Source organism: Lactobacillus sp. WILCCON 0059, assembly GCF_057197985.1.
Map to the genome: position 1 here is coordinate 841,198 of NZ_JBUBHN010000001.1, position 24,752 is coordinate 865,949.

General features: G+C 51.7%; 22 protein-coding genes, 1 pseudogene and 1 riboswitch. Of the genes and pseudogenes, 14 read left to right on the plus strand and 9 right to left on the minus strand.

Annotated features, from left to right (window positions below):
• Positions 1-42 precede the first annotated feature (42 nt).
• On the plus strand, positions 43-1,410 hold the full coding sequence (locus tag ACYVUT_RS04095; protein WP_484502044.1) for a glycoside hydrolase family 1 protein: 1,368 nt from the start codon (positions 43-45) through the stop codon (positions 1,408-1,410).
• Positions 1,411-1,552: 142 nt separating this feature from the next.
• On the opposite strand, the gene proC is transcribed toward ACYVUT_RS04095, so the two are convergent.
• The 4 genes from proC to ACYVUT_RS04115 all read right to left on the minus strand — a co-directional run bounded on the left by proC (position 1,553) and on the right by ACYVUT_RS04115 (position 5,004).
• On the minus strand, positions 1,553-2,326 hold the full coding sequence (gene proC / locus ACYVUT_RS04100) for a pyrroline-5-carboxylate reductase (protein WP_484501495.1): 774 nt from the start codon (positions 2,324-2,326) through the stop codon (positions 1,553-1,555).
• Between the two features lie 15 nt (positions 2,327-2,341).
• Complete coding sequence (locus ACYVUT_RS04105) at positions 2,342-3,589, minus strand: glutamate-5-semialdehyde dehydrogenase (RefSeq protein WP_484500030.1); 1,248 nt, start codon at positions 3,587-3,589, stop codon at positions 2,342-2,344.
• Positions 3,590-3,613: 24 nt separating this feature from the next.
• Complete coding sequence (proB, locus tag ACYVUT_RS04110) at positions 3,614-4,690, minus strand: glutamate 5-kinase (protein WP_484500031.1); 1,077 nt, start codon at positions 4,688-4,690, stop codon at positions 3,614-3,616.
• A gap of 113 nt (positions 4,691-4,803) precedes the next feature.
• Positions 4,804-5,004: a YjzD family protein gene (locus ACYVUT_RS04115; protein WP_270448977.1), complete on the minus strand. Its 201-nt coding sequence runs from the start codon at positions 5,002-5,004 to the stop codon at positions 4,804-4,806.
• Positions 5,005-5,123: 119 nt separating this feature from the next.
• Between ACYVUT_RS04115 and dnaE the strand changes: the two genes are divergently transcribed.
• The 3 genes from dnaE (at position 5,124) to pyk (ending at position 11,595) form a co-directional block, all read left to right on the plus strand.
• Complete coding sequence (dnaE, locus tag ACYVUT_RS04120) at positions 5,124-8,618, plus strand: DNA polymerase III subunit alpha (RefSeq protein ID WP_484501496.1); 3,495 nt, start codon at positions 5,124-5,126, stop codon at positions 8,616-8,618.
• Positions 8,619-8,826: 208 nt separating this feature from the next.
• Positions 8,827-9,786, plus strand: a complete 960-nt coding sequence (gene pfkA / locus ACYVUT_RS04125) for a 6-phosphofructokinase (protein WP_439776048.1) — start codon at positions 8,827-8,829, stop codon at positions 9,784-9,786.
• Positions 9,787-9,825: 39 nt separating this feature from the next.
• Positions 9,826-11,595, plus strand: coding sequence for a pyruvate kinase (pyk, locus tag ACYVUT_RS04130; RefSeq protein WP_439776047.1), 1,770 nt, complete (start codon positions 9,826-9,828; stop codon positions 11,593-11,595).
• 343 nt (positions 11,596-11,938) lie between these two features.
• Here pyk and ACYVUT_RS04135 read toward each other — a convergent pair.
• From ACYVUT_RS04135 to ACYVUT_RS04155, 5 genes and pseudogenes are all read right to left on the minus strand, one after another.
• Positions 11,939-12,401, minus strand: a pseudogene (locus tag ACYVUT_RS04135) (ABC transporter ATP-binding protein); the annotation flags it as partial.
• Between the two features lie 11 nt (positions 12,402-12,412).
• A complete protein-coding gene (locus ACYVUT_RS04140; RefSeq protein WP_484500033.1) occupies positions 12,413-13,195 on the minus strand; it encodes an ABC transporter permease in 783 nt (260 codons plus the stop codon).
• 14 nt (positions 13,196-13,209) lie between these two features.
• On the minus strand, positions 13,210-14,187 hold the full coding sequence (locus ACYVUT_RS04145) for an aliphatic sulfonate ABC transporter substrate-binding protein (RefSeq protein WP_484500034.1): 978 nt from the start codon (positions 14,185-14,187) through the stop codon (positions 13,210-13,212).
• 6 nt (positions 14,188-14,193) lie between these two features.
• Positions 14,194-15,726, minus strand: a complete 1,533-nt coding sequence (locus ACYVUT_RS04150; RefSeq protein ID WP_484501497.1) for an AMP-binding protein — start codon at positions 15,724-15,726, stop codon at positions 14,194-14,196.
• Positions 15,723-16,898 (minus strand): acyltransferase, encoded by a 1,176-nt coding sequence (locus tag ACYVUT_RS04155; RefSeq protein WP_484500036.1) that lies wholly within the window; start codon positions 16,896-16,898, stop codon positions 15,723-15,725. The genes ACYVUT_RS04150 and ACYVUT_RS04155 overlap by 4 nt, the downstream gene beginning before the upstream one ends.
• Before the next feature lie 191 nt (positions 16,899-17,089).
• Between ACYVUT_RS04155 and ACYVUT_RS04160 the strand changes: the two genes are divergently transcribed.
• From ACYVUT_RS04160 to rpsA, 10 genes are all read left to right on the plus strand, one after another.
• Positions 17,090-17,968 carry a CvfB family protein gene (locus ACYVUT_RS04160; RefSeq protein WP_484500037.1) on the plus strand — a complete coding sequence of 293 codons (879 nt, stop codon included), beginning with the start codon at positions 17,090-17,092 and terminating at the stop codon, positions 17,966-17,968.
• Positions 17,961-18,857 (plus strand): site-specific tyrosine recombinase XerD, encoded by an 897-nt coding sequence (xerD, locus tag ACYVUT_RS04165; protein ID WP_484500038.1) that lies wholly within the window; start codon positions 17,961-17,963, stop codon positions 18,855-18,857. The genes ACYVUT_RS04160 and xerD overlap by 8 nt, the downstream gene beginning before the upstream one ends.
• 10 nt (positions 18,858-18,867) lie before the next feature.
• A complete protein-coding gene (locus ACYVUT_RS04170) occupies positions 18,868-19,221 on the plus strand; it encodes a reductase (RefSeq protein ID WP_439776040.1) in 354 nt (117 codons plus the stop codon).
• On the plus strand, positions 19,211-19,945 hold the full coding sequence (locus ACYVUT_RS04175) for a segregation and condensation protein A (RefSeq protein WP_439776039.1): 735 nt from the start codon (positions 19,211-19,213) through the stop codon (positions 19,943-19,945). The genes ACYVUT_RS04170 and ACYVUT_RS04175 overlap by 11 nt, the downstream gene beginning before the upstream one ends.
• Positions 19,935-20,537, plus strand: coding sequence for an SMC-Scp complex subunit ScpB (gene scpB / locus ACYVUT_RS04180; RefSeq protein WP_484500039.1), 603 nt, complete (start codon positions 19,935-19,937; stop codon positions 20,535-20,537). The genes ACYVUT_RS04175 and scpB overlap by 11 nt, the downstream gene beginning before the upstream one ends.
• Positions 20,537-21,256, plus strand: a complete 720-nt coding sequence (locus ACYVUT_RS04185) for a pseudouridine synthase (RefSeq protein ID WP_439776037.1) — start codon at positions 20,537-20,539, stop codon at positions 21,254-21,256. The genes scpB and ACYVUT_RS04185 overlap by 1 nt, the downstream gene beginning before the upstream one ends.
• Before the next feature lie 27 nt (positions 21,257-21,283).
• Positions 21,284-21,399: riboswitch (FMN riboswitch) on the plus strand.
• 80 nt (positions 21,400-21,479) lie between these two features.
• On the plus strand, positions 21,480-22,184 hold the full coding sequence (locus ACYVUT_RS04190) for an ECF transporter S component (protein WP_484500040.1): 705 nt from the start codon (positions 21,480-21,482) through the stop codon (positions 22,182-22,184).
• Positions 22,185-22,293: 109 nt separating this feature from the next.
• Positions 22,294-22,689 carry a LysM peptidoglycan-binding domain-containing protein gene (locus tag ACYVUT_RS04195; RefSeq protein ID WP_484500041.1) on the plus strand — a complete coding sequence of 132 codons (396 nt, stop codon included), beginning with the start codon at positions 22,294-22,296 and terminating at the stop codon, positions 22,687-22,689.
• Between the two features lie 52 nt (positions 22,690-22,741).
• The gene (cmk, locus tag ACYVUT_RS04200) at positions 22,742-23,419 is read left to right on the plus strand and encodes a (d)CMP kinase (RefSeq protein ID WP_439776034.1); all 678 of its coding nucleotides are present in this window, start codon (positions 22,742-22,744) and stop codon (positions 23,417-23,419) included.
• An 88-nt stretch (positions 23,420-23,507) separates the two neighbouring features.
• On the plus strand, positions 23,508-24,713 hold the full coding sequence (rpsA, locus tag ACYVUT_RS04205; protein ID WP_439776033.1) for a 30S ribosomal protein S1: 1,206 nt from the start codon (positions 23,508-23,510) through the stop codon (positions 24,711-24,713).
• Positions 24,714-24,752: the final 39 nt, after the last annotated feature.

Sequence of the window (24,752 nt, forward strand, 5' to 3'; positions counted from 1 at the left end):
AGACAAAGCTTTTTAGGGGGAATTGTTTTGACTGCGCGTACGATGCCAAAAGGCTTTTTCTGGGGAAATTCCGTCTCAAGCATGCAGACGGAAGGGGCCTGGAATATTGATGGAAAAAGTTTATCGGTCTATGACCTCCGGCCTGCTACTGAAAAGACGGCAGACTGGCATGATGCGATTGATGAATATCACCGCTATGACGAAGACCTGGACCTGCTTAGGGAAATGAACATGAACATGTACCGGATCCAGATTTCCTGGTCACGGGTGATCAAAGATGGTGACGGAGAGGTCAATCCTGCAGGTTTGGCGTACTATGACCGCCTGGTGGACGGGATGCGCCAGCGGGGCATTGAGCCAATGATCTGTCTGTACCACTTTGACATGCCAGCCAAGCTGGCCAAAGAAGAAAACGGCTTTATGTCCAGAAAGGTGACTGACGCCTTTGTCTCATACGGGCAAAAGATGCTGGACCACTTTGCCGGCCGGGTCAAGTACTGGATTGTCTTTAACGAGCACAACCTCTACTTTACTGATGAAGTCTTCAATATTGCCGGCTACGACCACGGTGAAAAGAGCCTGGATGACATGTACCAGATTTTCCATCACACTATGCTGGCTCATGCCCGCTTGAGCAAGTACGCCCATGACAAGTACCCGGAGATTAAGTTCGGCGGGATGATTGCCTATACGCCGGTTTATCCGGCAACGTCCAAGCCAATTGACGTTTATCTGGCGCGCAAGTCAAATGAGTTCTTGAACGAGAACTTGAACAAGCTTTATACGACTGGCAAGTACTCTACTGAAGTTCTGGCCTGGATTGAAAATCACGGGATTCAAGCTGATTTTCAAGCAGGGGACGCGGAAGTGTTAGCCGGAATTCATACCGACTTCTTGTCCTTCAGCTACTACCGGTCCACTACCTTGGACGGCGACAAGGTTCCGGAGGGTGAAGCGCCAAACCGCTACCTAAACTGGGGCTTTGAACACAACCGTTTTTTGCCGGAAACTGATTTTGGCTGGGATATCGACCCCTTGGGTTTCCGCAATATCATCACCCATACTTATAATGCCTACCATTTGCCGGTCTTTCCGATCGAAAACGGGATCGGCTGCCGGGAAGAATGGGATGGCAAAGGGGAGATCCAGGATGACTACCGGATCGCCTACCACCGGTCCCACATCAAGGCTATGGAAGAGGCCATGTTTGAAGACGGGGCCAAGGTCTTGGGCTATCTGGGCTGGGGCTTGATCGACATTCCAAGCTCCCATGCCGACATGGAAAAACGCTACGGGGCGGTTTATGTCAACCGCGGCAACCACGACCTGCGCGACATGAAGCGGGTGCCGAAGAAGTCCTTCTACTGGTTCAAAAAAGTTTTCGCCAGCAATGGGGGTGATCTCTCCTAAAGCATAATTTGCAGAAGCACAGTTTTTTTTTCCTACTACAAGACTTTTACTAAATATATTTCTACTTCTCAAAAACAAATACCCACTGAAGAATTCTCCATCTTCAGTGGGTATTTCTTTGTTTATCAGCTTAATTTGCTTTTTAGCCTAATTCCTGGTTCCGCTTAAGAGCCGCGTTAACTGCGCTGATAGCCGCGTAGCGGAAGCCGTTTTTTTCCAGTTCAACGACGCCAGCGATGGTTGAGCCGCCTGGTGAAGTTACGGCGTCTCTGAGCTGGGCCGGGTGCTGGCCACTTTCCAGGACCATCTGGGCTGAGCCCAAAACAGTCTGGGCGGCCATTTCGATGGCTTGGGACCGGGAGAGGCCGTTTTGCACGCCAGCGTCGCCTAAGGCTTCAATAAACTGGTAGACGAAGGCCGGGCCGCAGCCCGCCACTGCCGTAGCAGCATCCATCAAATTTTCTGAAATTTCCACGACCTTGCCGGAGTAAGTCATTAAGTCTTTGAAGACTTCTTTGGCCTTGCTGCTCTGGCTGCTGTAGCTGGTCATACCCTGGCCAATGGCTACTGGGGTGTTAGGCATCATTCTGACCAGGTCGTGACCGGGCAGAAGCTTGGTCAAAGTTTCCAGGCTGACCCCGGTTGCCATGGAGATCCAGATGTTGCCGTTATTGCTGCCTTCGCCGATTTCCTTGATGGTGCTTGCCACTTGGTATGGCTTAACGCCTAAAAAGACCACGTCGCTTTCAGCAGCAACAGCCGCGTTGCCCAGCAGCTGGCCGCCGATTTCCGCCTGCAGCTTGCCGGCTTTTTCCGGGTTGTGATTGCTCAAAAGCAGGCTGACGTCATCACACTTGGCAACTGCTCTGGCGATCGCGCTCCCCATGTTGCCTAAACCGATAAATCCAACTTTCATGTGTTTTTCTCCCTGCTATTCTCTGACTTGTCCCTGGCCGCGGACAATGTACTTGTAGCTGTTGAGCTCGTTTAAGCCCATTGGCCCGCGGGCGTGCATCTTCTGAGTCGAAATGCCCAGTTCGCAGCCCAGGCCGAATTCACCACCGTCAGTAAAGCGGGTTGAGGCATTGACGTAAACGGCAGCTGAGTCGACGGCTTGAGTAAAGCGGTCAGCGGCTGCTTGGTCTTCAGTCACGATGGCTTCACTGTGGTGGGTTGAGTGCTTGGCGATGTGGTCAATTGCTTCTTCAACTCCGTCAACGACCTTGATGGCCATGATGTAGTCCAAAAATTCAGTGTCAAAGTCGTCTGGGCCAGCTGCTTTAGCTTCTGGCAAAAATTCTTTAGCTCTTTCGTCAGCCCGCATCTCAACCTTGCCGGCAAAAACTTCGGCTAAACGCGGCAGGAAGTCAGCGGCAACATCCTGGTCAACCAGGCAGACTTCAGCGGCGTTGCAGACAGATGGCCGGCTCATCTTGGCATTGGCCGTGATCTTGACTGCCTCGGCTAAATTGGCTGCCTTATTGACGTAGATGTGGCAGATCCCGGTCCCGGTTTCAATTACCGGCACCTTGGCGTTGTCAACAACTGCTCTGATCAAGCCCTTGCCCCCGCGCGGGATCAAGAGGTCGATCTTGCCCCGGGCAGTCATCATTTCGCTGGAAGACTGCCGGCTGGTGTCTTGCACCAGTTCAATCACCTTTGGGGAAATCTTGCTTTTGGCCAGGCCGGCCTTTAAGGCCTGCATGATGGCGTTGGCGGAATTGAAGGCTTCCTTGCCGGACCGCAAAAGGGCGGCATTGCCGGACTTAAGGGCCAGGGCAGCCACGTCAGAAGTGACGTTTGGCCGGCTTTCATAGATCATCCCGATTAAGCCAAAAGGAACGGATCTTTTTTCAATCTTGAGTCCGTTGTCAGCCGTGTGCTCGCTTAAAAGGCGGCCGACTGGGTCCGGCAGGTCGATCAAGGCCCGGATGCCGCTGGCCATGCCAGCCAGGCGGTCTGGGTTAAGGCGGAGCCGGTCCAGCATGACGTCTGGAATCTGCCCCTTGGCCTTTTCCAGGTCAAGTTCATTGGCCGCCAGGATGTCTGCTTCATGGTCCAGTAGGCTGTCAGCCATCAAGGCCAAAGCCTCGTTCTTGTCGGCGGTAGTTGCCAGGTTGACAGCCTCCTTGTTTGCCAGCAGGCTGTCCATCAGTTGCTGAGTTGAGCTTTCAGTCATATTTTTTCTTTTTCCTTTCTCAAATCAAAGGGTAGTAACCCAGTCGTCGCGGTGGATGAAGATGCCTTCGGGGTGGTTTTGCTCCAGAATTTCTTCCAGGACTGGCCGGGAGAATCTGGCCTTGCCCTTGCCGATCAGCTTTTTGCTCTTCAAACTGTAGACTTCCACGATGTCATTTTTCTTAAAATTGCCCTGGATCTGCTTGATCCCGGAAATCAGCAGGCTGGAGCCTTCCCTGGCCATGGCGTGAACGGCCCCGTGGTCGATGTAGACTCGGGCTTTGGCCGGGGCGTAGAAGGCCAGCCACTGCTTCTTTTGGTTAAAGGCATTTTCGTTGGCCGTAAAAAGGGTCCCTTGGTTCTTTTGGTGAACGGCGTCAACCAGGGCAGTAGAATCTGCCGAACAAATGAAGACCGGAACGCCGGACTTGGTGGCCATGTCAGCGGCCTTGATCTTGGTGGCCATGCCGCCGGTCCCGTTGCTGGACCCGGCCCCGCCGGCCATTGCAAAAATCCGCGGGGTAATTTCGTCGATGACCGGGATTGGCCGGGCATCGGGGTTCTTTCTGGGGTTGTCGCTGTAAAGACCAGGCACGTCGGTCAAAAGGACCAGGAGGTCAGCCTTCAGCAAAGAGGCAACTTGCGCTGAAAGGGTGTCGTTATCGCCGACTTTCAGTTCATCGATAGCGATGGTGTCATTTTCGTTGATGATGGGGATGACCCGCCGGTTCAAAAGGACGTTCAAGGCTGTCTGGGCATTTTGGTAGCGGCGCTGGTCAGCGAAGTCGTCCTGGGTTAAGAGAATCTGGGCGGAAACCACTCCCTGCACTAAAAGGCTGCGGGTGTATTCCTCGATCAAGAGCCCCTGGCCAACAGCGGCCGCAGCCTGCTTGTCGGCAACCTTCCTGGGTCGTTTGTCAAAGCCGAGCCGGCGGAAGCCCGCCGCGATGGATCCTGAAGTTACCAGGACCAGCTTGTAGCCGGCCTGGTGCAGCTGGGCCAGCTGCCGGGTAATTCTTTTGATCTTCTCTGGATCCAGGTCACCGGCCGGACTGGTCAGCGAGGAGGTCCCTACTTTAAAAACGATCAGGTTATCTTTCATTGTCAACTTCCTTAATAAATTTAGACTAGGTAAATCATACCATCTTTTGCCCGCGGATAGAAAAAATAGCCAAAAAAAGGCTAGCCAGTTCGGCTAGCCTGTGGTCATCTGTTTTATTTGCTGAACGCGGAGTCGTCCTTGTATGACTTGGCTGTGATCTTTGGAATAGTCAAAGAGAACAGCAGGCCAAATACGGCACCGACGATCAACAAGGTAACAGGGTTATACGTGCTCTGGGTCAGAGGGGCTCCGATGAAGCCGATGATGAAGGTAAAAATCATCCCCCAGACGATGCAAACAATGTAACGTCCCATAGTATCTTCCTTCTTTCGCTCTGCATTTTACCAGAATCGGCGAGCAAATTCAATTGGTGAAAAGGCGACTTTGCTATAATTGAAATAACAAGGAAAAAGTGAAAGGCGGGGCGAGCAAGGTGAACATAGCAGCATTGCAGACGATTTCAGCCAATACGATTCTGGCCAGCCCGATGAAAACAGCTGACCTGGTCAAGGGGGCAAAAGAGCGGGGCTATAGCGCCGTAGCACTGACGGACATCAACGTGACTTACGGTCTGGCTGATTTTTATGAGGAAGCATTAAAAGCAGGGATCAAGCCTCTTTTGGGCCTGCAGGGCCGCTTTAAGGGGATCGAGCTGGAAGAAGCAGAATATGACCTGGTCTTTTTGGCTCAAAGTCAAAAGGGCTACCAGTCCTTGATGCGCCTGTCCAGCTTTTTGAACATTGCGTCTGGCGACCTTATTGGATCAGCCCCTGGCTTAGCCGATCTGCCGGACTTGTCTGATTTAACCGTGATCGTGCCTGCCGGGCCGACCAGTGAATTGCGCCAGCTTAATAAATTGGGTAATAGCGGGGAGGAATATGTTAAAAAGCTCCTGGCCTTTTTGCCAAAAGCCTTGCCCTTATACTTAGGCGTTTACCCGGCTGAATCCGCGGCTGCTTATGATGCTTATGTCAAAAAGCTGGCAGATTCTGCCGCTTTGCCCATAACGGTTGTTGAAGACGTCCGCTACTTAGACCCGGGCGACCAGTTCCTCTGCAAGGTGCTGCAGGCCATCAAGGAAAGACGGGTCCTGGATGAGCACGAACTGACCTTGATGGCGGAAGGGCAGGGGTCACATTGGCTTAGGCCCGCGGCTACCTTGGCAGCTGCCTGCCGGGAAATGGGCCTGGAAGAAGCCTTGGCAAACAGCGGCAAGATTGCTGACAACTGCCAGGCCAAGATTCCCTTTAAAGAGCCCCAGCTGCCGGTCTTTCCGCAAGAAACAGGCCTTTCTTCAGACCAGTATTTGGAAAAGCTGGCTTTCGCCGGCCTGGAAAAATTAAAGCTTAGGCAGGGGATCTACCAGGCCCGCTTGCAAAAAGAGTTGGCCGTCATCAAGCAGATGGGCTTTGCCGACTACTTTTTGATCGTCGGCGACATCGTCAATTACTGCAGAAAAAAGGGTGCCCTGGTCGGCCCTGGCCGGGGGTCAGCTGCCGGCTCTTTGGTCGCCTACGCCTTAGGCATCACCCAAATTGACCCTTTGAAATACGACCTGCTTTTTGAACGCTTCTTAAACCCGGCCCGGGCCAATATGCCCGATATTGACCTGGACTTTACCACGAGCGGGCGGAAGCTGGCCTTTGCCTACGTGCAGGCTAAATACGGTGCTAAAGCCCGCTTTGGCCAAGGGTCTGACCTGGTGGCCCGGATTTTGGCCTTGACGACCATGAAGGCTAAAAGCGTCCTTGACCGGACCGGCCAGGTCTTTGGCCTGACCTTGCCGGCTATCGCCCACCTCAAGCAGGCGATGGGCCCAGCCAAAACTTTGGAAGAGGCCAGCCAGCAGGCTGCTTTTAAAGGCATAACTAACGCCAGTCCCTTGACCCGCCTCCTTTATCAAACCGCCAAAAGGCTGGAGGGCCTGCCGGAAGACACGGGCACCCACGCCCCTGGCTTAGTGATCAGTGAGGAGCCCCTGTCCAGGCAGATCGGCCTCATGACCGGGAAAGAAGCGCCTTTATGGACGGTTGAGCAGACCAAAAAGTATGTTGAAAAGTACGGCCTCCTTAAGATCGACTTTCTGACCCTGGACAATCTGGAGCTTTTGGAAGGCGTTTTGGCGGAAATCAAAAAGACCAGCGGTCCCCTGGACTTGACCCGGCTGCCTCTGGATGATCCGGATACTTTGGCCCTTTTTGCCCGTGGGGAGACCCAGCAGATCTTCCAGTTTAATTCCAGCGGGATGCAGGAGGTCTTGCGGAAAATCCAGCCCCGGACTTTTGACGACTTGTCCGTAGCCGTGGCCCTTTACCGGCCGGGCCCAATCGCCAGCATCCCCTTGTATGTTGCCCGGAAAAACGGGACCAGTCCGGTTCAGTATCCCGATCCCAGCTTAAAAGAAGTCCTGGGGCCAACCTACGGCGTCTTCGTCTATCAGGAGCAGGTCATGCAGACAGCCCGGATTTTCGCCGGCTTCAGCCTGGCTGAGGCTGACGTCTTCCGGAACGCGATTTCCAAAAAGCAGGCTGGCCTTTTGGCTGAAGAAAAGGGCAAGTTTATCGCTGGAGCAATGAAAAAAGGGCACAGCCGGCAAGCAGCCGAAGCGGTCTATGCCTTAATCGAGCCCTTTGCCAACTACGGCTTCAACCACTCCCACGCCGTGGCCTATGCCCTTTTGGCTTACTGGCAGGCCTTCTTGTCCGTCCACTTCCCAAGAGAGTTCTATTTGGAAAAAATCCGGGCTAGCCGGGGGAAGGAAAAAGGGGCCATCATCCGCCAGGCCAGAAAGGCCGGCGTTGAAGTCCTAGGCCCGGACATCAACTTGAGCCAGGAAGAAGCCCGCCTGTTTGAAGGCCGGATCTACCTGGGCTTAAAGGACATCATGGCTATTACTCCGCCATTTTTGGACCAGCTCTTAAAGATAAAGCGGCCGGTAACCAGCTTCCCGGCTTTTCTGCGGCAATTGGATGCCAAGGAGTTAAAAGAAAGGCAGCTGATTCCCTTGATTGAAGCCGGACTTTTTGACCAGATCAGCCCCAACCGGGCAAGCCTTCTGGTCAACTGCGGCAACATGCTCAATACCGCCCGTCTGTCGCAAAAGAGCTTGGTCTTGCAGGACTTTCTGGCCGCCAAAGAAGAAAACGTGCCGATGCCTACGGCAGCTGAAAAGGCGGCCATGGAAGAGCGGGCCATGGGCTTTGCGATAACGGCAACGCCTTTGGAAATTGCCGGCAAGGCCTTGGCCAAGCGCTACGGGGCCAAGCCCTTTGCTGCTTTTGCCTTAAACGAGACCGGGCAGGTCCTTGCCCAATTCGTCAAGAAAAACGACTGGCGGGTCAAGCGGGGGGCGCGGGCTGGCGAACTAGGCAGCAACGCTGTTTTTAGCGACGGGCAGACCAGTGAAAAGGTGACGATTTTTACCAGCCAGTACCGCCGCTTTGCCCAAATGCTGAAAGAAGACGCGGTCTATCTTTTGCAGATTGACAAAAAAGAAGACCAGGAGGATGGCCGGGGCTACCAGCTGATCTTGCGGGACCTCCGCCTTCTGGACTTAAAACAGATCGAGCAAGTCGAAGAAGTCAAGCCGGTCACGGTCAAGCCAAAAGAACTGGCCCTTGAGCGCTATTTTGACCAGCACTATCAGACCAAGCGCCTGGGCGACTTCCGGGTCAAAGAAAGGGGCACGGCCCTGGGCAAGCTGTTAGCTGTCCGCTACCAGGAAGACAAGCGGGGGCGGAAGATGGCGACTTTGATCTTGGCCGATTCTTCCGGCCGCTACAGATGCTGGCTTTTTGCCGGGGAATTGGCAAATTTAAAGTTGAATTTACAGGTGGGTGACTATTACCTGCTCAAGTTAGAAGCTTTAGGCCAAAGAGAGAGCCTGGACTTTAAAATTTATGGCCTCAAGCAGGTCAATTTGCGCTGAAAATGACTTGACCAATTTGCTTTTTTGAAAAAAATCTGTCCTAGTGAAAAAAATAATAAACGCCAGGCTGGGATTTGTAAGCCCTAACAGGTCGAAATGAGAAATAAATCGAATTTAAACCAGATTTTACAAGACTTTATGCGGGAAAAATGTTATGATTTATGTGATGTGAGATATTACACAATTTAAATCATGATGAGGTGAATTCATGAAACGGATTGGTATTTTGACTAGTGGTGGCGACGCCCCTGGCATGAATGCAGCCGTAAGAGCCGTAACCAGAGTCGCGATCGCGAACGGTTTGGAAGTTTTCGGCATCAGATACGGTTTTGCAGGTTTGGTTGCGGGCGACATTTTCCCATTGGAAAGTGAAGACGTAGCCCACTTGATCAATGTTTCCGGTACCTTCCTCTACTCTGCGCGTTATCCTGAATTCGCAGAAGAAGAAGGGCAACTGGCTGGTATTGCTCAATTGAAGAAGCATGGCATCGATGCTGTCGTCGTTATCGGTGGGGATGGTTCCTATCACGGCGCCTTGCAATTGACCCGCCACGGCTTCAACTCAATTGGTCTGCCAGGCACGATCGACAACGACATCCCTTACACGGATGCCACGATCGGCTATGACACGGCCTGCATGACGGCAATGGACGCGATCGACAAGATCCGTGACACTGCTTCCAGTCACCACCGGGTCTTCATTGTTAACGTAATGGGCCGCAACTGCGGTGACATCGCCATGCGCGTCGGCGTAGCCTGCGGTGCGGACGCGATTGTCATTCCTGAAAGACCATATGATGTTGAAGAAATCGCCAACCGCTTGAAGCAAGCCCAGGAAAGCGGCAAGGACCACGGTTTGGTAGTCGTTGCCGAAGGCGTGATGACTGCTGACCAATTCATGGCTGAACTGAAGAAGTATGGTGACTTCGACGTTCGGGCCAACGTTTTGGGCCACATGCAGCGGGGCGGCACGCCAACTGTTTCTGACCGGGTGCTGGCTTCCAAGCTGGGCAGCGAAGCCGTTCACCTTCTTTTGGAAGGCAAGGGCGGCCTGGCTGTCGGCATTGAAAACGGCAAGGTTACTTCACACGACATCCTTGATTTATTTGATGAGTCTCACAAGGGTGACTATGACTTGTTAAAGCTCAACGCAGATTTATCAAGATAGTTGTTTTTATAGTTTTTGATTTAGGGAGATTTTTTCAAGATGAAAAAAACGAAGATTGTTAGTACTTTAGGACCAGCTTCAAACGATATTGAAACTATTACCAAGTTAGCCGAAGCAGGCGCAAACGTATTCCGTTTCAACTTCTCACACGGTGACCACGAAGAACACTTGGCAAGAATGAACATGGTTCGTGAAGTTGAAAAGAAGACTGGCAAGCTTTTGGGCATCGCTTTGGACACCAAGGGTGCCGAAATCAGAACCACTGACCAAGAAGGCGGCAAGTTCACTATCAACACTGGTGACGAAATCCGTATCTCAATGGACGCAAGCAAGGCCGGCAACAAGGACATGATCCACGTTACCTACCCAGGTCTGTTCGACGACACTCACGTTGGCGGTACTGTATTGATCGACGACGGTGCTGTTGGTTTGACTATCAAGGCCAAGGACGAAGAAAAGCGCGAATTGGTTTGTGAAGCTCAAAACACTGGTGTCATCGGCTCAAAGAAGGGTGTTAACGCTCCAGGTGTTGAAATCCGCCTCCCAGGGATTACTGAAAAGGACACTGACGACATCCGCTTTGGTTTGAAGCACGGTATTAACTTCATCTTTGCTTCATTTGTACGTAAGGCTCAAGACGTTCTTGACATCCGCGCACTTTGCGAAGAAGCTAACGCACCATACGTTAAGATCTTCCCAAAGATTGAATCACAAGAAGGTATCGACAACATCGACGAAATCTTGCAAGTTTCAGATGGTTTGATGGTTGCCCGTGGTGACATGGGTGTTGAAATTCCATTCATCAACGTGCCATTCGTACAAAAGACTTTGATCAAGAAGTGCAACGCTTTGGGCAAGCCAGTTATTACTGCTACTCAAATGCTGGACTCAATGCAAGAAAACCCACGTCCAACCCGTGCCGAAGTAACTGACGTTGCTAACGCCGTTCTTGACGGTACTGACGCAACTATGCTGTCAGGTGAATCAGCAAACGGTTTGTACCCAGTACAAGCAGTTCAAGCTATGCACGACATCGACGTTCGGACTGAAAAGCAAATGGACACCCGGAACACTCTGGCTCTGCAACGCTTTGAAGAATACAAGGGTTCAAACGTTACTGAAGCTATCGGTGAATCAGTTGTCCGGACTGCTCAAGAACTGGGCGTTAAGACTATCATCACTGCTACTAGCTCCGGCTACTCAGCTCGTATGATCTCCAAGTACCGTCCAGACGCAACCATCGTTGCCTTGACCTTCGACGAAAAGATCCAACACTCATTGGGTATCGTATGGGGCGTTGAACCAGTTTTGGCAAAGCAACCTTCAAACACTGACGAAATGTTCGAAGAAGCTGCCCGCGTAGCCAAGGAACACGGCTTTGTTAAGGATGGCGACCTGGTAATCATCGTTGCCGGCGTACCATTCGGCCAATCAGGTACTACTAACTTGATGAAGCTGCAAATCATCGGTAACCAACTTGCTCAAGGTTTGGGCGTAGGCACTGGCTCAGTTATCGGCAAGGCTGTTGTTGCTAACAGCGCTGAAGAAGCCAACGCTAAGGTTCACGAAGGTGACATCCTGGTAGCTAAGACTACTGACAAGGACTACATGCCAGCTATCAAGAAGGCCAGCGGTATGATCGTTGAAGCTTCTGGCTTGACCAGCCACGCAGCTGTTGTCGGCGTATCACTTGGCATTCCAGTTGTTGTCGGCGCTGCTGACGCAACTTCAAAGATCGCTGACGGCTCAACTTTGACTGTTGACGCTCGTCGCGGCGCAATTTACCAAGGTGAAGTTTCAAACCTGTAATCTAGGATTGCAAGTCTGACAACCACAGAAGAAAAGAGCTCAATCAAACGATTGAGCTCTTTTTCTTTGCTTGATTATTTCTTTTAAGCCGCCGCGTCGTCTTCACCCAAGATGATCTTTAAGGTGTCGTGAACGATCTTGTCCTTGGCCAGCTGGGCCTGGTCATCGTCTTGGTCGCGGAAGTCGTTGATCATTTCCGCGGCGATGCCTTGGTTTTTGATGACCCAGATTTTGTTGGCCATGATGGTGGCTTCCCGGACGTCGTGGGTAACAAGTACCGTGGTGATGCCTTCTTCCTTGCAGACCTGCAGGATAAGTTCTTGCATCTTGCTTCTGGTCAAGGCATCAAGGGCACCGAGTGGTTCATCCAAAAGCAGGAGCTGGGGAGAGGACAGGAGGGCTCTGGCCAAGGCTGCCCTTTGTCTCTGCCCCCCGGACAGGGTAGCCGGGTAGGCGTCAGCGTATTCTTCCAGCCCCACCCGGGCTAAAAGGCGCTTGGCTTTGTCCGGGTCATTGCCGGTCATGAGCAGGTTGCCCAGAACCGTTTTCCAGGGCAGCAGGCGGTCATCTTGGAACATGACCCGGGCTTGCTGGTTAAGGCCGGACAACTTTTGCCCATTCATGGTGATTTCCCCGCCTGTCGGCTCTTCCAGGCCAGCGATCAAGCGCAAGAGGGTGGACTTGCCGCCCCCGCTCATCCCGACCAGGGCGATAAATTCGCCTTTAGAGATGCCTAAGTTGACGTTTTTTAAAATTTCCTTGCCGCCATATGACTGTTGCAGGTTGCTGATTTCGAGAAAAGGCATTTTTTAACCTCCTATTGGGCTGACCGGCTGTTTTGCCAGTCAAGCAAGATGACTTCAAAGTTGTGGGCGATAAAGTTGGACAGTTCCCCCAGCAAGGCATATAAGACGATGCAGAGGTAGATGGTGGTCACGTCCATGTATTGCTGGGCATTGGTTGACATGTAGCCGATGCCGGAGTCAGCTGAGACCGTTTCGGCTACGATCAAGGCCACCCACATGGTCCCTAGGGCGTAGCGGACCCCGATCAAGATGGTTGGCAAAGCACCAGGGAAAATGACGTCTTTGAACATCTGCCACTTGGAAAGCTGGTAGGCCTGGCCCATTTCCAAAAGGTCCGGGTCAATTGAGCTGATGCCATGGTAGGTATTGATGTACATTGGGAAGAGGCAAGCCAAGGAAATCAAGGTGATTTTTGACCCTTCATCGATTCCCATGATCAAGATAATGAGGGGAATAAGAGCCATATTAGGGATGGTTCTGAGCATTTGGATGCTGGTGTCAAAAGTCTGCCGGAAGACTTTTGAAGTCCCGGAACAAATTCCTAAGATAAAACCGGCTCCGCCCCCGATCAAAAAGCCCATGCTTGCCCGGTAGAGGCTGATACTGATGTTCTTTTGCAAGGTTCCGTTTTGCCAGTCCTTGACCGCGGTTGCCAGGACGGCAGATGGGGCCGGGAGGAATTCTGACTGGATCCATTTCAGCTGCACGCTGATCTGCCAGAAGCAGATGATGATGACGGGCAAGGCCCAGGGGAGCAGGTCCTTTTTCCAGTTAAAAGCCGCTTTCTTTTGCATGTTTGGCCTCTTTCTTACTTAATGCTGATGACGTACTTGCTGATCTTCGGGTCGGTCTTGATGACGCCGGCCTTGTAGAAGGTGTCAGCCATGGACTGGGATTCCTTGATAGCCGTTTGGGTGACGGCGCCGAAGTCGTATGATCGGCGGGAGATCATCTTTTTAACGACGGATTCCTTAAGCCCCAGGGCCTTGACCAGGATCTTGGTCAGCTTGGCTTGGTGTTTGTTGGCCCAAGTCATGTCTTGGCTGAGGTACTTGATCAAAAGCTGACTGACTGCCTGGTTCTTCTTGGCAAACTTTTGCGTTGACATGATGTAGCTGCGGTTGTTGTAAGAAACGTCTTCCCCGGTGTAAAGAAGGGTTGACCCGCTGGCTTCCAGCTGGGAGGTAGTTGGGTCCCAGGCCACGATGGCGCTGACCTTGCCCTTGGAGTAGGCAATAGAAGCTGCGCTGGTTTCCAGGTTGACCAACTGAACATCGCTGGTCTTTAAGCCGTACTTGGACAAAAGGGCCCGGATAAAGTATTCAGAAGCCGTGGACTTGGTGTAGGCAATCTTTTTGCCCTTTAAGTCAGCAATCGTCTTGATGCCGGATGACTTTTTGACCAAAAGGCCGGTCCCTTTGGCCTTGGTCCCGCCAGTGGCGATGTAGGCCAGCTTGCTGCCGGCGGCAAGAGCCGTAACCGGCGGAGTGTCCCCGCAGCGGGCGTAGTCGATTGAGCCGGAAGCCAGGGCCTGGACTTCTTCAGCCCCGGAGGAGAATTCCTTGAAGACCACATTGTAGCCTTGCTTCTTCATCTTTTTCTTCAAGACCCCCCGGGCTTTGGAAATGGCGATTTCGTCACCGGACAGGTAGCCGATCTTGATCGTGGTCAATTTCGCGCTAGAAGACTTGTTGAGCCCGACTTGGGAATAAATGACCACGCTGGCCCAGAGGACCAGCAAGACGGCGAGGAAAATTTTTCTGGCTAAGTGCTTGTGCTTTTTCATAAAAAACTAGGCTCCTTTTCTTTCTAGCTCTGTCAGTTCCGCGGCAAGTTCTGGCCGCTTGATCTTCCCGGTTGGGTTAAGCGGGAACTGGTCAACGAAAAAGATTTTGCTTGGGCGGCGGTAGGCGGCCAGGTTCTTTTGGCAGTAGCGGGAAATTTCTTCTCTTGCTTTTTGAGCTGAGAGGCCGGCCCGTGGGTCTAAAACGACAGCGGCAGTGACCGCTTCACCGTAAAGGTCATCTGGAGTTGGAACAACGGCGACGGCTTTGACGAAAGGCAGTTCAGAGATGACGTTTTCGACGATGATTGGGCTGACCTTTTCGCCGCCCCGGTTGATCAAGTGCTTGATTCGCCCGTCCAGCCAAAGGTAGCCGTCTTGGTCAAAGTAGCCCAGGTCCCCGGTATGGAACCAGCCATTTTGGAAGTCCTTTTGGCTGCCGGACAGGTAATGAGCAATGACGTGGTCGCCTTTGATGCAGATCTCGCCTTTAATTCCGTTTTCCTTACCGTATTCGTGGTATTTGCCATCGGCAAAAATTGCCATGTCAGTGTGATAAGGCTTGCCCGATGACCCGATCTTGATGGCATCAAGCGGGTTTAAAGTGCACTGCGAGCATGATTCGGTCATCCCGTAGCCTTCCAAGATCGGCACATGGTAAGTTTCAATGAACTGCTTGTGCCGGGAAACAGGCAGCATGGCGCTGGCGCAGCGGATAAAGCGGAGGCGGTTTTGCGGATGCTCTTTGTAGGCGGCCAGGGCTTTTTCGTTCTTGAGCAGAATCGTGACAATGGTTGGCACGACTGAGGACCAGGAGGCATCAGCTTCTTCAACCCAGTTCCAGAAGCGGCTGGCCGAGAATTTCGGCGCGATGGCGATTCGTCCTCCAGCCAAAAGGCTGCTGGTTGTCAGAATCATCTGGGCGTTCATATGAAACATGGGCATGACGACCAAAACCGTGTCGTCCGCGGTTAAGCGGTGGCTGTCCTTGTCATATTGGGCAGCGTTTCTCATCATGGCATGGGTCAAGCCAACCTGCTTAGGCTTGCCGGTGGTGCCGGAAGTGTTTAAGATCAAGCCAAGGGAGTCTTCGCTCGGCAGGCAAGACCGGCCGGCTGGCAGGTCTGTTTTATAAAAGAAGGCAAGATCCGGCTTGGTCTTTAAATTCAAGATCTGTTTTGCAAAAGCTGGCAAGTTGATTTCTGCCGCCAGCTCAGCATCAAGCAAGAGGGCCGGGTAGTCCAGGTCGCTTAAAAGGCGGAGGATTTCCGGTGCCGGAGTTGAAGCTGAGACGGGGTGGGGGGTGATCCCCATCCGCCACATGGCCTGGTTGATGGGAATATAGACCGGGCTGTTGGCTAGGCAGAGCAGGACCCGGTCACCAGCGGCCAAGTTCACAGCCTTAAAAGCTTCTTTTAACAAGGCCACGTCATCTTCGATGTCCTGGCCGGTAAACCATAAGTGCCGGCTGAGGTCCATTAGGATTTCCCTGTTTTGGTTCTGGGCGATTTTTTCTTGCAAGTCATCAGTTAAGCGTGTCATGAGATTTCTCCCTTCTTAAAAAGTGCCAGCAGCTTGCGGCCGTTTGGCCGGCCGATCAAGCGGCCGAATGGCGGAGTCAGGTATAAAAAGTCGGCGATCAGCCAGGAGATGGCCAGGCAGACCGCGTAGCCAAGTGGAAATAAGGCCAGCAAGACCCACTGGTTCAGCTGAACAAGGCTCAACAGCCAGGCCAGGAAGGTGATTGAAATTGAGTGGACCAGGTAAACGCCAAAGGAAATGGCGCTAGACCGGTCAACCCAGCTGACAAAGACCGGTTTGGTCTGTTGCCACTGGTCTCTTTTCTCTTCATAGAGCAGGCAGAGGGTGAAGATGGTGGCGATCATGCAGACCGCGTAGATCATTAAGTATGGCTGGTGAATCAAGTTGGCTGAGTGCTGGCTGAGCTGCAGGACCTGGACGTTGAACTGGTAAAGGACCAGGGTTCCGGCCGCGGCAAGCGCGGTTGTTATGAAGACCAGCTTCTTTTTCCGCAAAAGCCACTTGGTCAAGGCTTCGTAGTTGATCCAGGCCCAGCCGCCTAAAATGAAGTAGAACTGGTAGAACAGAATGTTGTTGCCGTAGTACTTGAACAGGTAGGGCCAGGAATCATGATTAACCTGCGGGTAGTAGTACTTGGCCCAGATGACCAGGCAAAGCTGGAGAGCCGCGCTGAGCGCCAGGAGCAGGTTGAGCTGCTTTTTAAATAATGCAAAAAGCTTGAGCACCAGTGGGAAGATCAAGTAGAGCTGGAACATCAAGAAGATGTAGTAGAAGTAGAACTGGTTGCCCTTGCTGATAGCTTCCAGCCAGTCGGTCAGCCACTTGTTCCAGCTGAAAGAGCCATTGGTCAGCAAGAGGAAGGCTAAAAAGAGGCCGTTCCAGAAGAGGTAGGGAATCCCGCTGCCGATATAGCGCTTTTTCCAAAAAGTCGGCCAGTTCTGTTTTTCAGGCCGGTCCCAGTAGCCTAAAAAGAGAACCAGGCCGGTAATGAACATAAAGCCGAAGCGAGGAAAGTGCAGGATTAAGTGGGTCGATACTAGAAAGCGGCCCGCAGGGGTCGCCTTGTTGCCAAGTGCCTCTGCAAATGTGCTGGCCACGTGGTTGAGCACGACGCCAAACATAAAGAAGCAGCGCATCAGGTCAACTTCGTAAAGGTGTTTTTTCTTAGACATGTAAGCCTCCTTATTTATTGCTTACCTAGATTAATTAAAGAACTTGGCCAAAACTTGCTTTAAAATAGAAAAAACTATGCGTGAATTGAAAAAAATCAGCGACTGGGCAGAAAAACTATTGCTATTTGCTTTATTTTCTTTCTTTGTTCCCGTATACTAGCATTAGAATTATGTAAAGTTGGAGGCAGAACATGCTTGGAGAAATCCGGACCGGTAAAATTACTGACAGCAACGCTGAAGCCTATTTCGTGCAGATTGACGGCTTAACGTTCAAATTGAAGAAAGAAGAAATCACCCAGGAAGATCCGCCCAAAATTGGCGGCGAAATCACGGGCTTTATTTATGATAATCAAAAACATGAACGGGAAATGACCCAGTTCTTGCCCTTTGCTCAGGCTGACCAATACGGCTGGGCTACGGTTACCAGGGTTCAGCGGGGCCTGGGGGTCTTTTTGGACATCGGCTTGCCTGATAAGGATATAGTTATGTCACTGGACGACCTGCCGCTTGACCCGGCCCGCTGGCCGCAAAAAGACGACCGCCTTTTGGTAAGGCTGGAAACTGATGACAAGGACCGGATCTGGGCCAAGGCAGCTGACGAAAATGTCTTTGACCAGATCGCCGTCCGCTTCCCAAATAACCTGGTCAACAAGAACCTGCTTGCCCGGGTTTACTCCAGCAAGTCCCTGGGCTGCTTTGTCTTGACCAATGACTACTATTTGGGCTTCATCCACGAATCCCAAATGCAGCAGCCGCTGCGGCTTGGCGAAGAGGTCAAGGCCCGGGTGATCGGGGTCAGCCAGTACGGCCGCTTAAACATGAGCGTTTTGCCCCGGGCTTTTGAAGAAATTGACGATGACGCGGCCATGATCATGATGTCTTTGCGCCGTAAAGCTGATAAGACCCTGCCCTTTAGTGACAAGAGTGATGCCCAGGCAATTAAGGATTACTTTGGCATCTCTAAGTCAGCCTTCAAGCGGGCCTTAGGCAACTTGATCAAGCGGGGGCTGGTCAGCCAGGACAAGGAAGCCGGCACGATCAAGCTGGTCAAGGATGAGGCGGATGAATAAGCTCGCTGAACAGATTGACGATTACCTGCGCTACAGCCAGATTGAACGGGGACTCAGCCCAAATACGATCGCGGCCTACCAGCAGGATTTGCAGGAATTTTTAGCTTACGTCAAAGAAGAGCAGATGGCAGACTGGCCGCTGGAAGCCGTGGAAATTGATGCTTTTTTGGCTAAAGAGCGGGACTTGGGCAAGGCCAATAGCTCTATCAGCCGGCTGGTGTCGACCTTGCGCCGCTTTTACCAGTGGCTGGTCCGCCAGCAGCTGATTGCCCTGGACCCCATGAGCCAGATCGATGCTCCCAAGCGGGAGAAGCGGATGCCCCTGGCTTTGACTGAGGCAGAAGTAAACCGGCTTTTAGAGCAGCCAGATGTAACGACGGATTTGGGCCTGCGGGACCGGGCACTTTTGGAACTGCTTTACGCGACGGGGATGCGGGTCAGCGAAGCAGTTAACTTAAAACTGGCCGACGTCCATGCCGACTTGCAATTGATCAAGGTTTTGGGCAAAGGAAGCAAGGAACGCTTGATTCCGGTGAGCGATTTGGCTTTGGACTGGATCAAGCGCTACCTGCCCGTCAGAGACCAGCAGCTGCTAAAAGCCGGCAAGAGCAGTGACTGCCTGTTCTTGAACAGCCGGGGCGGGCAATTGACCCGGCAGGCCGTCTGGCAGAAAATCAAGAAGTACTGCCAGCAGGCGGGGATAGCTAAAGACGTGACCCCGCACACCCTCCGCCACAGCTTCGCGACCCATTTGCTGGAACATGGGGCGGATTTGCGGGTAGTCCAGGAAATCCTGGGCCATACCGACATTTCAACGACCCAGATCTATACCAATCTGACCCAGAAGCATATCCTGGACGTTTACCAAAAGACCCATCCCCGGATTTAGAGGTGATTATATGCTAGTACCATATAAAAAAGATTATGAAAAAGTCGCCATGGGCCTCTTATCCTATCTGCCAGATTTCAAGAACCTGCAGAATTTGAAGGAAGAAATGCAGCTGTATGCTGAAGATCCGGCCCACCAGCTTTACCTTTACCGGGACGAGGACCAGAATATCGTCGGCCTGGCTGGCTGCGAGGCCGGGGCCGGCTGCCTGGTCTTGCGCTATTTGTCACTGGCGCCGGGCTTTCGCGATGATGAGCATTTTTCAAAAATCATGCGGGAACTGGCCCAGGAAGCTGGCAAGCAGAAAGTTATGACGGTCCCGGAATATACCTATTTAATGAAGTACTTGAACAATGATGAATGAAGGCATGACCATTGAGCTGCCGAATTTTGAAGGCCCCCTGGACCTTTTGCTCCACCTGATTCGGTCGCAGGAATTAGACATCTATGACATCCCGATTGCCCGGATTACCCAGCAGTACCTGGACTATCTGCAGCAGATGCAGAAGCTGAACCTGCAGCTGGCAGGGGAATATTTCGTAATGGCGGCAACCTTGCTTAGGATCAAGTCCCAGTATCTGTTGCCGAAAAACGACTTCGTTGAAACAGAAGAAGAATTTACCGACCCCCGGGAGGAACTGGTTGAGCAATTGGTTCAGTATTCCGTCTTCAAAAAGATTTCAGCCTACTTTAAGGTCAGAAATGATGAAGTGCCGGTCCTGGCCGCCAAAGAGCCCAGCGTGGCTGAAGGAGCCAAGGTTCAGCCTCTGCCATTAGGGCAAATCAGCCAGCAGGATTTGACAGCCAGCTTTATTTTGGCCATGCGCCGTTTTAAGAAAAGAAATGACCATGCCCAGGTTACCTTGACCGGCCGGCCAATCCAGGAAATGATTGCCTGGCTGAAGGAAGTTTTAGCGAAAAATGGCCGGGCCAGCTTTTTTGCCTTGACTGACCAGGTGGAAAACCTGGCGGACTTGGTTGGCCTCTTTTTGGCCATTTTGGAACTGGCCAAGGACCAGTACTTGAAAGTTAGGCAAAAGCGCCGCTTCGGCGACTTGGAAATAGAAAGAAGCAAGCATGACGAGTAAAATAGCCCAGCTGGAAGCCCTCCTTTATGTGGCTGGCGACAGCGGGATCAAGAAAGAGCAGCTGCGGGACTTGCTGCAGGTAGCAGACCCGGAAATTGAGCCCCTGGCTAAAAGACTGCAGGAAAAATTAGTCAGCGATCCCGACAGCGGCCTGCAGCTTTTGGAAATCAACGACGAATACAAGCTGACGACCAGCGGGGAGGTCAGCGACCTGGTGGAAGCATATTTCAACAAGGACCTGACCAAGAACATCAGCCAGTCAGCCTTGGAAATTCTGGCGATCGTAGCCTACCGGCAGCCAATTACCAGAATTGAGATCGACGAAATCCGGGGGGTTAATTCCTCTGGTGCCCTGCAAACCCTTGTCTGGCGAGGGCTGGTCAAAGCCCAGGGAGTCAAGGACGCCCCGGGCCACCCCAAGCTGTACGTGACGACCGATTACTTCCTCCAGTACTTTGGCTACAAGTCCCTGGCGGATCTGCCGGTAATTGAGAATTTTGAAGACAGCAGCTTTGATGCCGACGGCCAGGTAGACCTGTTTGCCGAGAACGGCACGGCTGATGAAGCATTGCAAAAGATGGAGGATTTATAATGGCGCAAGAACGTTTGCAAAAAGTGATCGCCCAGGCGGGTATCGCTTCCAGAAGAGAAGCGGAAAGAATGATCCTGGCCGGCCGGGTCAGGGTCGACGGGCAAGTAGTGACCAAGCTGGGAACCAAGGTCAGCTCAATTGAACAAGTAGTTGTTGACAACCAGCCGATCGAAAGGGAAAGCCACCACACTTATCTTTTCTATAAGCCGCGCGGCGTGATTTCCGCGGTGAAGGACGACAAGGGCCGCAAGACCGTGGCTGACTACTTTAGTGACCTGCCATACCGGCTCTACCCAGTTGGCCGCTTGGACTATGACACTTCAGGCCTGCTTTTGATGACCAACGACGGGGAACTGGCCAACCTGCTCATGCACCCGAGAAACGAAGTCGACAAGGTCTACGTGGCTAAGATCAAGGGCATTTTGCAGCCAGATGAAATCAGGGCCTTGAAGAAGGGGGTCCAGATTGGCCGCTACAAGACCAAGCCGGCCCAGGTCAAGGTTTTGAAGACCAATCCCCGGGCCCAGACCCAGATCGTCCAGCTGACCATCCACGAAGGCCACTACCACCAGGTCAAGGAAATGTTTAAAGCTGTTAACCACCTGGTTGACAAATTGTCCAGAGAGCGGTATGCTTTTCTTGACTTGCAAGGCCTTACATCCGGACAGTACCGGGAATTAAACCACAAAGAGGTTGACAGGCTCAAGCAGGTGGATTAGAATATAGTTGTAAAGTTAAATAATACAAGTTGTCTTCGGGGCAGGGTGAAAATCCCGACCGGCGGTGCAAGTCCGCGAGCCATGCAAATGGTTGAATGCTGTAAAGCTACCGATAGTTATAGTCTAGATGGAAGAAGGCAGACGCTGGAATAATAAGCATGCTTACTAAGAAAGGTCTGTTGCTCTTCAAGGCAACGGACTTTTTTAATGGAGGTATGTTAATATGGAAGCTGCTAACAAACGGACAGCTAAATCAGTCAGCAACTGGCTCGCTTATGCCATGATCGGGGCTATTGCCTTCGTGGTGATGAAGTTTGAATTCCCGATTATGCCAGGCGTCAGCTTTTTGAAGATGGACTTCTCCGACGTCATCGTGGTCATCACTACCTTTATCTTCGGCATTGGCGGCGGGGTGGCCGTGGCCGCGATCAAGTGCCTTTTGTCGTTGATCTTTGCCGGTTTTGCCCTGCCGTCATTGGTCGGTGAACTGGCTGCCTTTTTGGCCTCAATGGCCTTTGCCCTGCCATTTTACTTCCTGGCTGGATCAGTCAAGGAAGAGGACAGAAAGAGCCTGAAGGGCTACCTGCTGCCAGCCTTGGGCCTGCTTTTAGGAGTCTTGTCTTTGACGGTGGTCATGGCTTTGACCAACCAGTTCCTGCTTACTCCGGTTTACGCCTACACTTCAGTGCCGCAGGCAGCGGGGATGCACATGAACTACGCTCAGCTGCTTACTTTTACTGAACAGACTTACCTAGGCAAGATGCTGCACATTCCAAGCATGTCCAGCTACATTATGGGCATCATCGTTCCATTCAACTTGATCAAGGGGGCCATCAACTCAGTTGTGGTCTACATCCTTTTTGAATCAGTCTTAAAGACCATCAAGCCATTCGTGATCAAGCACTTCAGCGTTTCCAGCAAGTACTAATTTGAAAATACAAGTGAATCTTTTGATGAGGCTTTCCTTAGGGAAAGTCTTTTCTTTTCGATTAGGCAGGTGATTTATGGTAGAATGTAAGCTTAAAGGGGGAAGCTAGATGGATCAAAATGCCCAAAAGCCCTTGTCACGTCTGGCCCGCCAGCAAGCGGTCAGAGAAGAGCGCAAGAACAAGCAGGCGCCGTGGTGGACGGCCCTCTTGATCGTGGTTATGATAGCCCTGGCGGTTTTGCCGCTAGTTACCAGTCAAAGCAGCGATTATGCCGTCCCGCAAACTAAGAAAGAGCAGACCAAGCCCAAGCGGGCTGCCAAACAGTCCAGCAAGAAGAAGGCTACTCCAGAGGTCAAGACTTACGTGGTCAAGTCTGGCGACAGTTGGGCCGCGATCGCCCAGAAGTACGGCATAAGCGCTGAAGAGCTGGCTGAGCAGAATGGTCTTGATACCAGCTCAACCCTGGCGGTTGGTCAGAAACTGAAGATCAAGCAAGCCAAATAGCTGAATTTATTGGAAAGGATTGAAGCGATGTGAGTCGCTTCATTTTGATGTTATGCAAGTAGCAATTGATGGACCTGCTTCAGCAGGTAAGAGCACCGTGGCCAAGATTGTGGCCAATAAGCTGTCATTCGTTTATATTGACACAGGCGCGATGTACCGGGCATGTACTTTTATTGCCCGCAAGCACGGCCTGGATTACGGGGATGAGGCCGGGATCTTAAAGGCGATCGACGAAGATGGCATTGTTTTAGAGCCAGGTGAAAAGGGCCAAAAGGTTCTGGTAGCCGGTGAAGACGTGTCTTTGGAAATCCGGACTCCGGAAATCACGGCCAATGTTTCCCAGGTATCAGCCCTGCCAGGGGTCAGAAGCAAGATGGTTGACCTGCAAAGAAAACTCGCTGGGTCAACCAACGTGATCATGGATGGCCGCGATATCGGGACCACGGTCTTGCCTAAGGCTGAAGTCAAGATCTTCTTAGTTGCCAGTGCCCGGTCCAGAGCGGAAAGACGGCTTTTGGACTGGCAGCAGAAGGGGATTGAGGCCAAGCAGACGGTTGAAGAAATCGAAGCTGACATTGCCAAGCGGGACTACCTTGACTCCCACCGTGAAGTTTCACCTTTGAAGAAGGCAGCGGATGCAATCGAAATCGATTCAACTAATTTAACGATTGACCAGGTTGTTGACGCTATCTTGGCCGAAATTGCTAAAAAAACAAATACCAGCAAGTAAAGTCAAAAAAAGTCTGGTAAAATAGTAGCAAATTCATCTATTTTTCGGTAAAATAGAGAACGAATAAACAGGGAGGCATTTTGTATTTATGTCAGAAAACAATCAATTTTTAGATGCTCTTGCTCAAATGCAAGAAGTTAAGGTGGGCGACATCGTTGACGTTAACGTTTTGAGCGTTGAAGATGGCCAAATTAACGTTGGTGTTCAAGGCGCCGGCGTTGAAGGTGTAATCACTCGCCGTGATTTCACCAACGACCGTAGTGTCAACTTGCGTGACGAAGTTAAGCCAGGTGATACCTTCAAGGCTTACGTAGTTCGTCGTGCAGGCGGTGACAAGGAAAACGGTGAATTTTTCTTCTCAGTAACCCGCGTTAAGGAACGCGAAGCTTACGACAAGCTGCAAAAGGACTTCGAAGAAGGCAAGACTATCGAAGGTAAGGTTACTTCATCAGTTCGCGGTGGTTTGCTCGTTGATGTCGGCACCCGCGGCTTCTTGCCAGCAAGCTTGATCTCAAACCGTTTCGTTTCAGACCTTAAGCCATACATCGGCAAGACCATCAAGGTCAAGATTACTGAAATCGACCCGGCTAAGAACCGTCTGATCCTTTCCCACAAGGAATTGATCGAAGAAGAACGCGAACAAGCCTTTGAAAACGTTGCTTCACAACTGGTTGTCGGCGACGTAGTTGAAGGCCGGGTATCACGTTTGACCAACTTTGGTGCATTCGTTGATATCGGCGGCGTTGACGGTTTGGTACACATCTCCGAAATTTCATACAAGCACGTTGACAAGCCAAGCGACGTCTTGAAGGTTGGCCAAGATGTTAAGGTTAAGGTTATTGGCATCGACAATGACCGTCACCGTATCTCCCTGTCAATCAAGCAAACTGAACCATCTCCATTCGAACAAGCAACTTCAAGCTTGAACGAAGGTGATGTAATCGAAGGCGAAGTTAAGTCTTTGACCAACTTCGGTGCCTTTGTTGAAGTTGCTGACGGCATCCAAGGCTTGGTACACGTTTCAGAAATTTCCAACAAGCACGTTGACAAGCCAAGCGATGTCTTGACTGTAGGTCAAAAGGTCAAGGTTAAGGTTCTTAACATTGACCCAAGTGAAAGAAGAATCTCCCTGTCAATTAAGCAAGCTGATCCAGAGAACGCTTCTTCATCAAACGACAGACCTCGCGCACGTCGTTCATCAAACAACGATGCAGTTGCTCGCAAGTACATGAACAACGACGACAACGGCTTCTCACTTGGTGACATGATCGGTGACCAACTTAAGAACCGTTAATCAGCACTAAAAAGACCGACCGCTGGTCGGTCTTTTTGT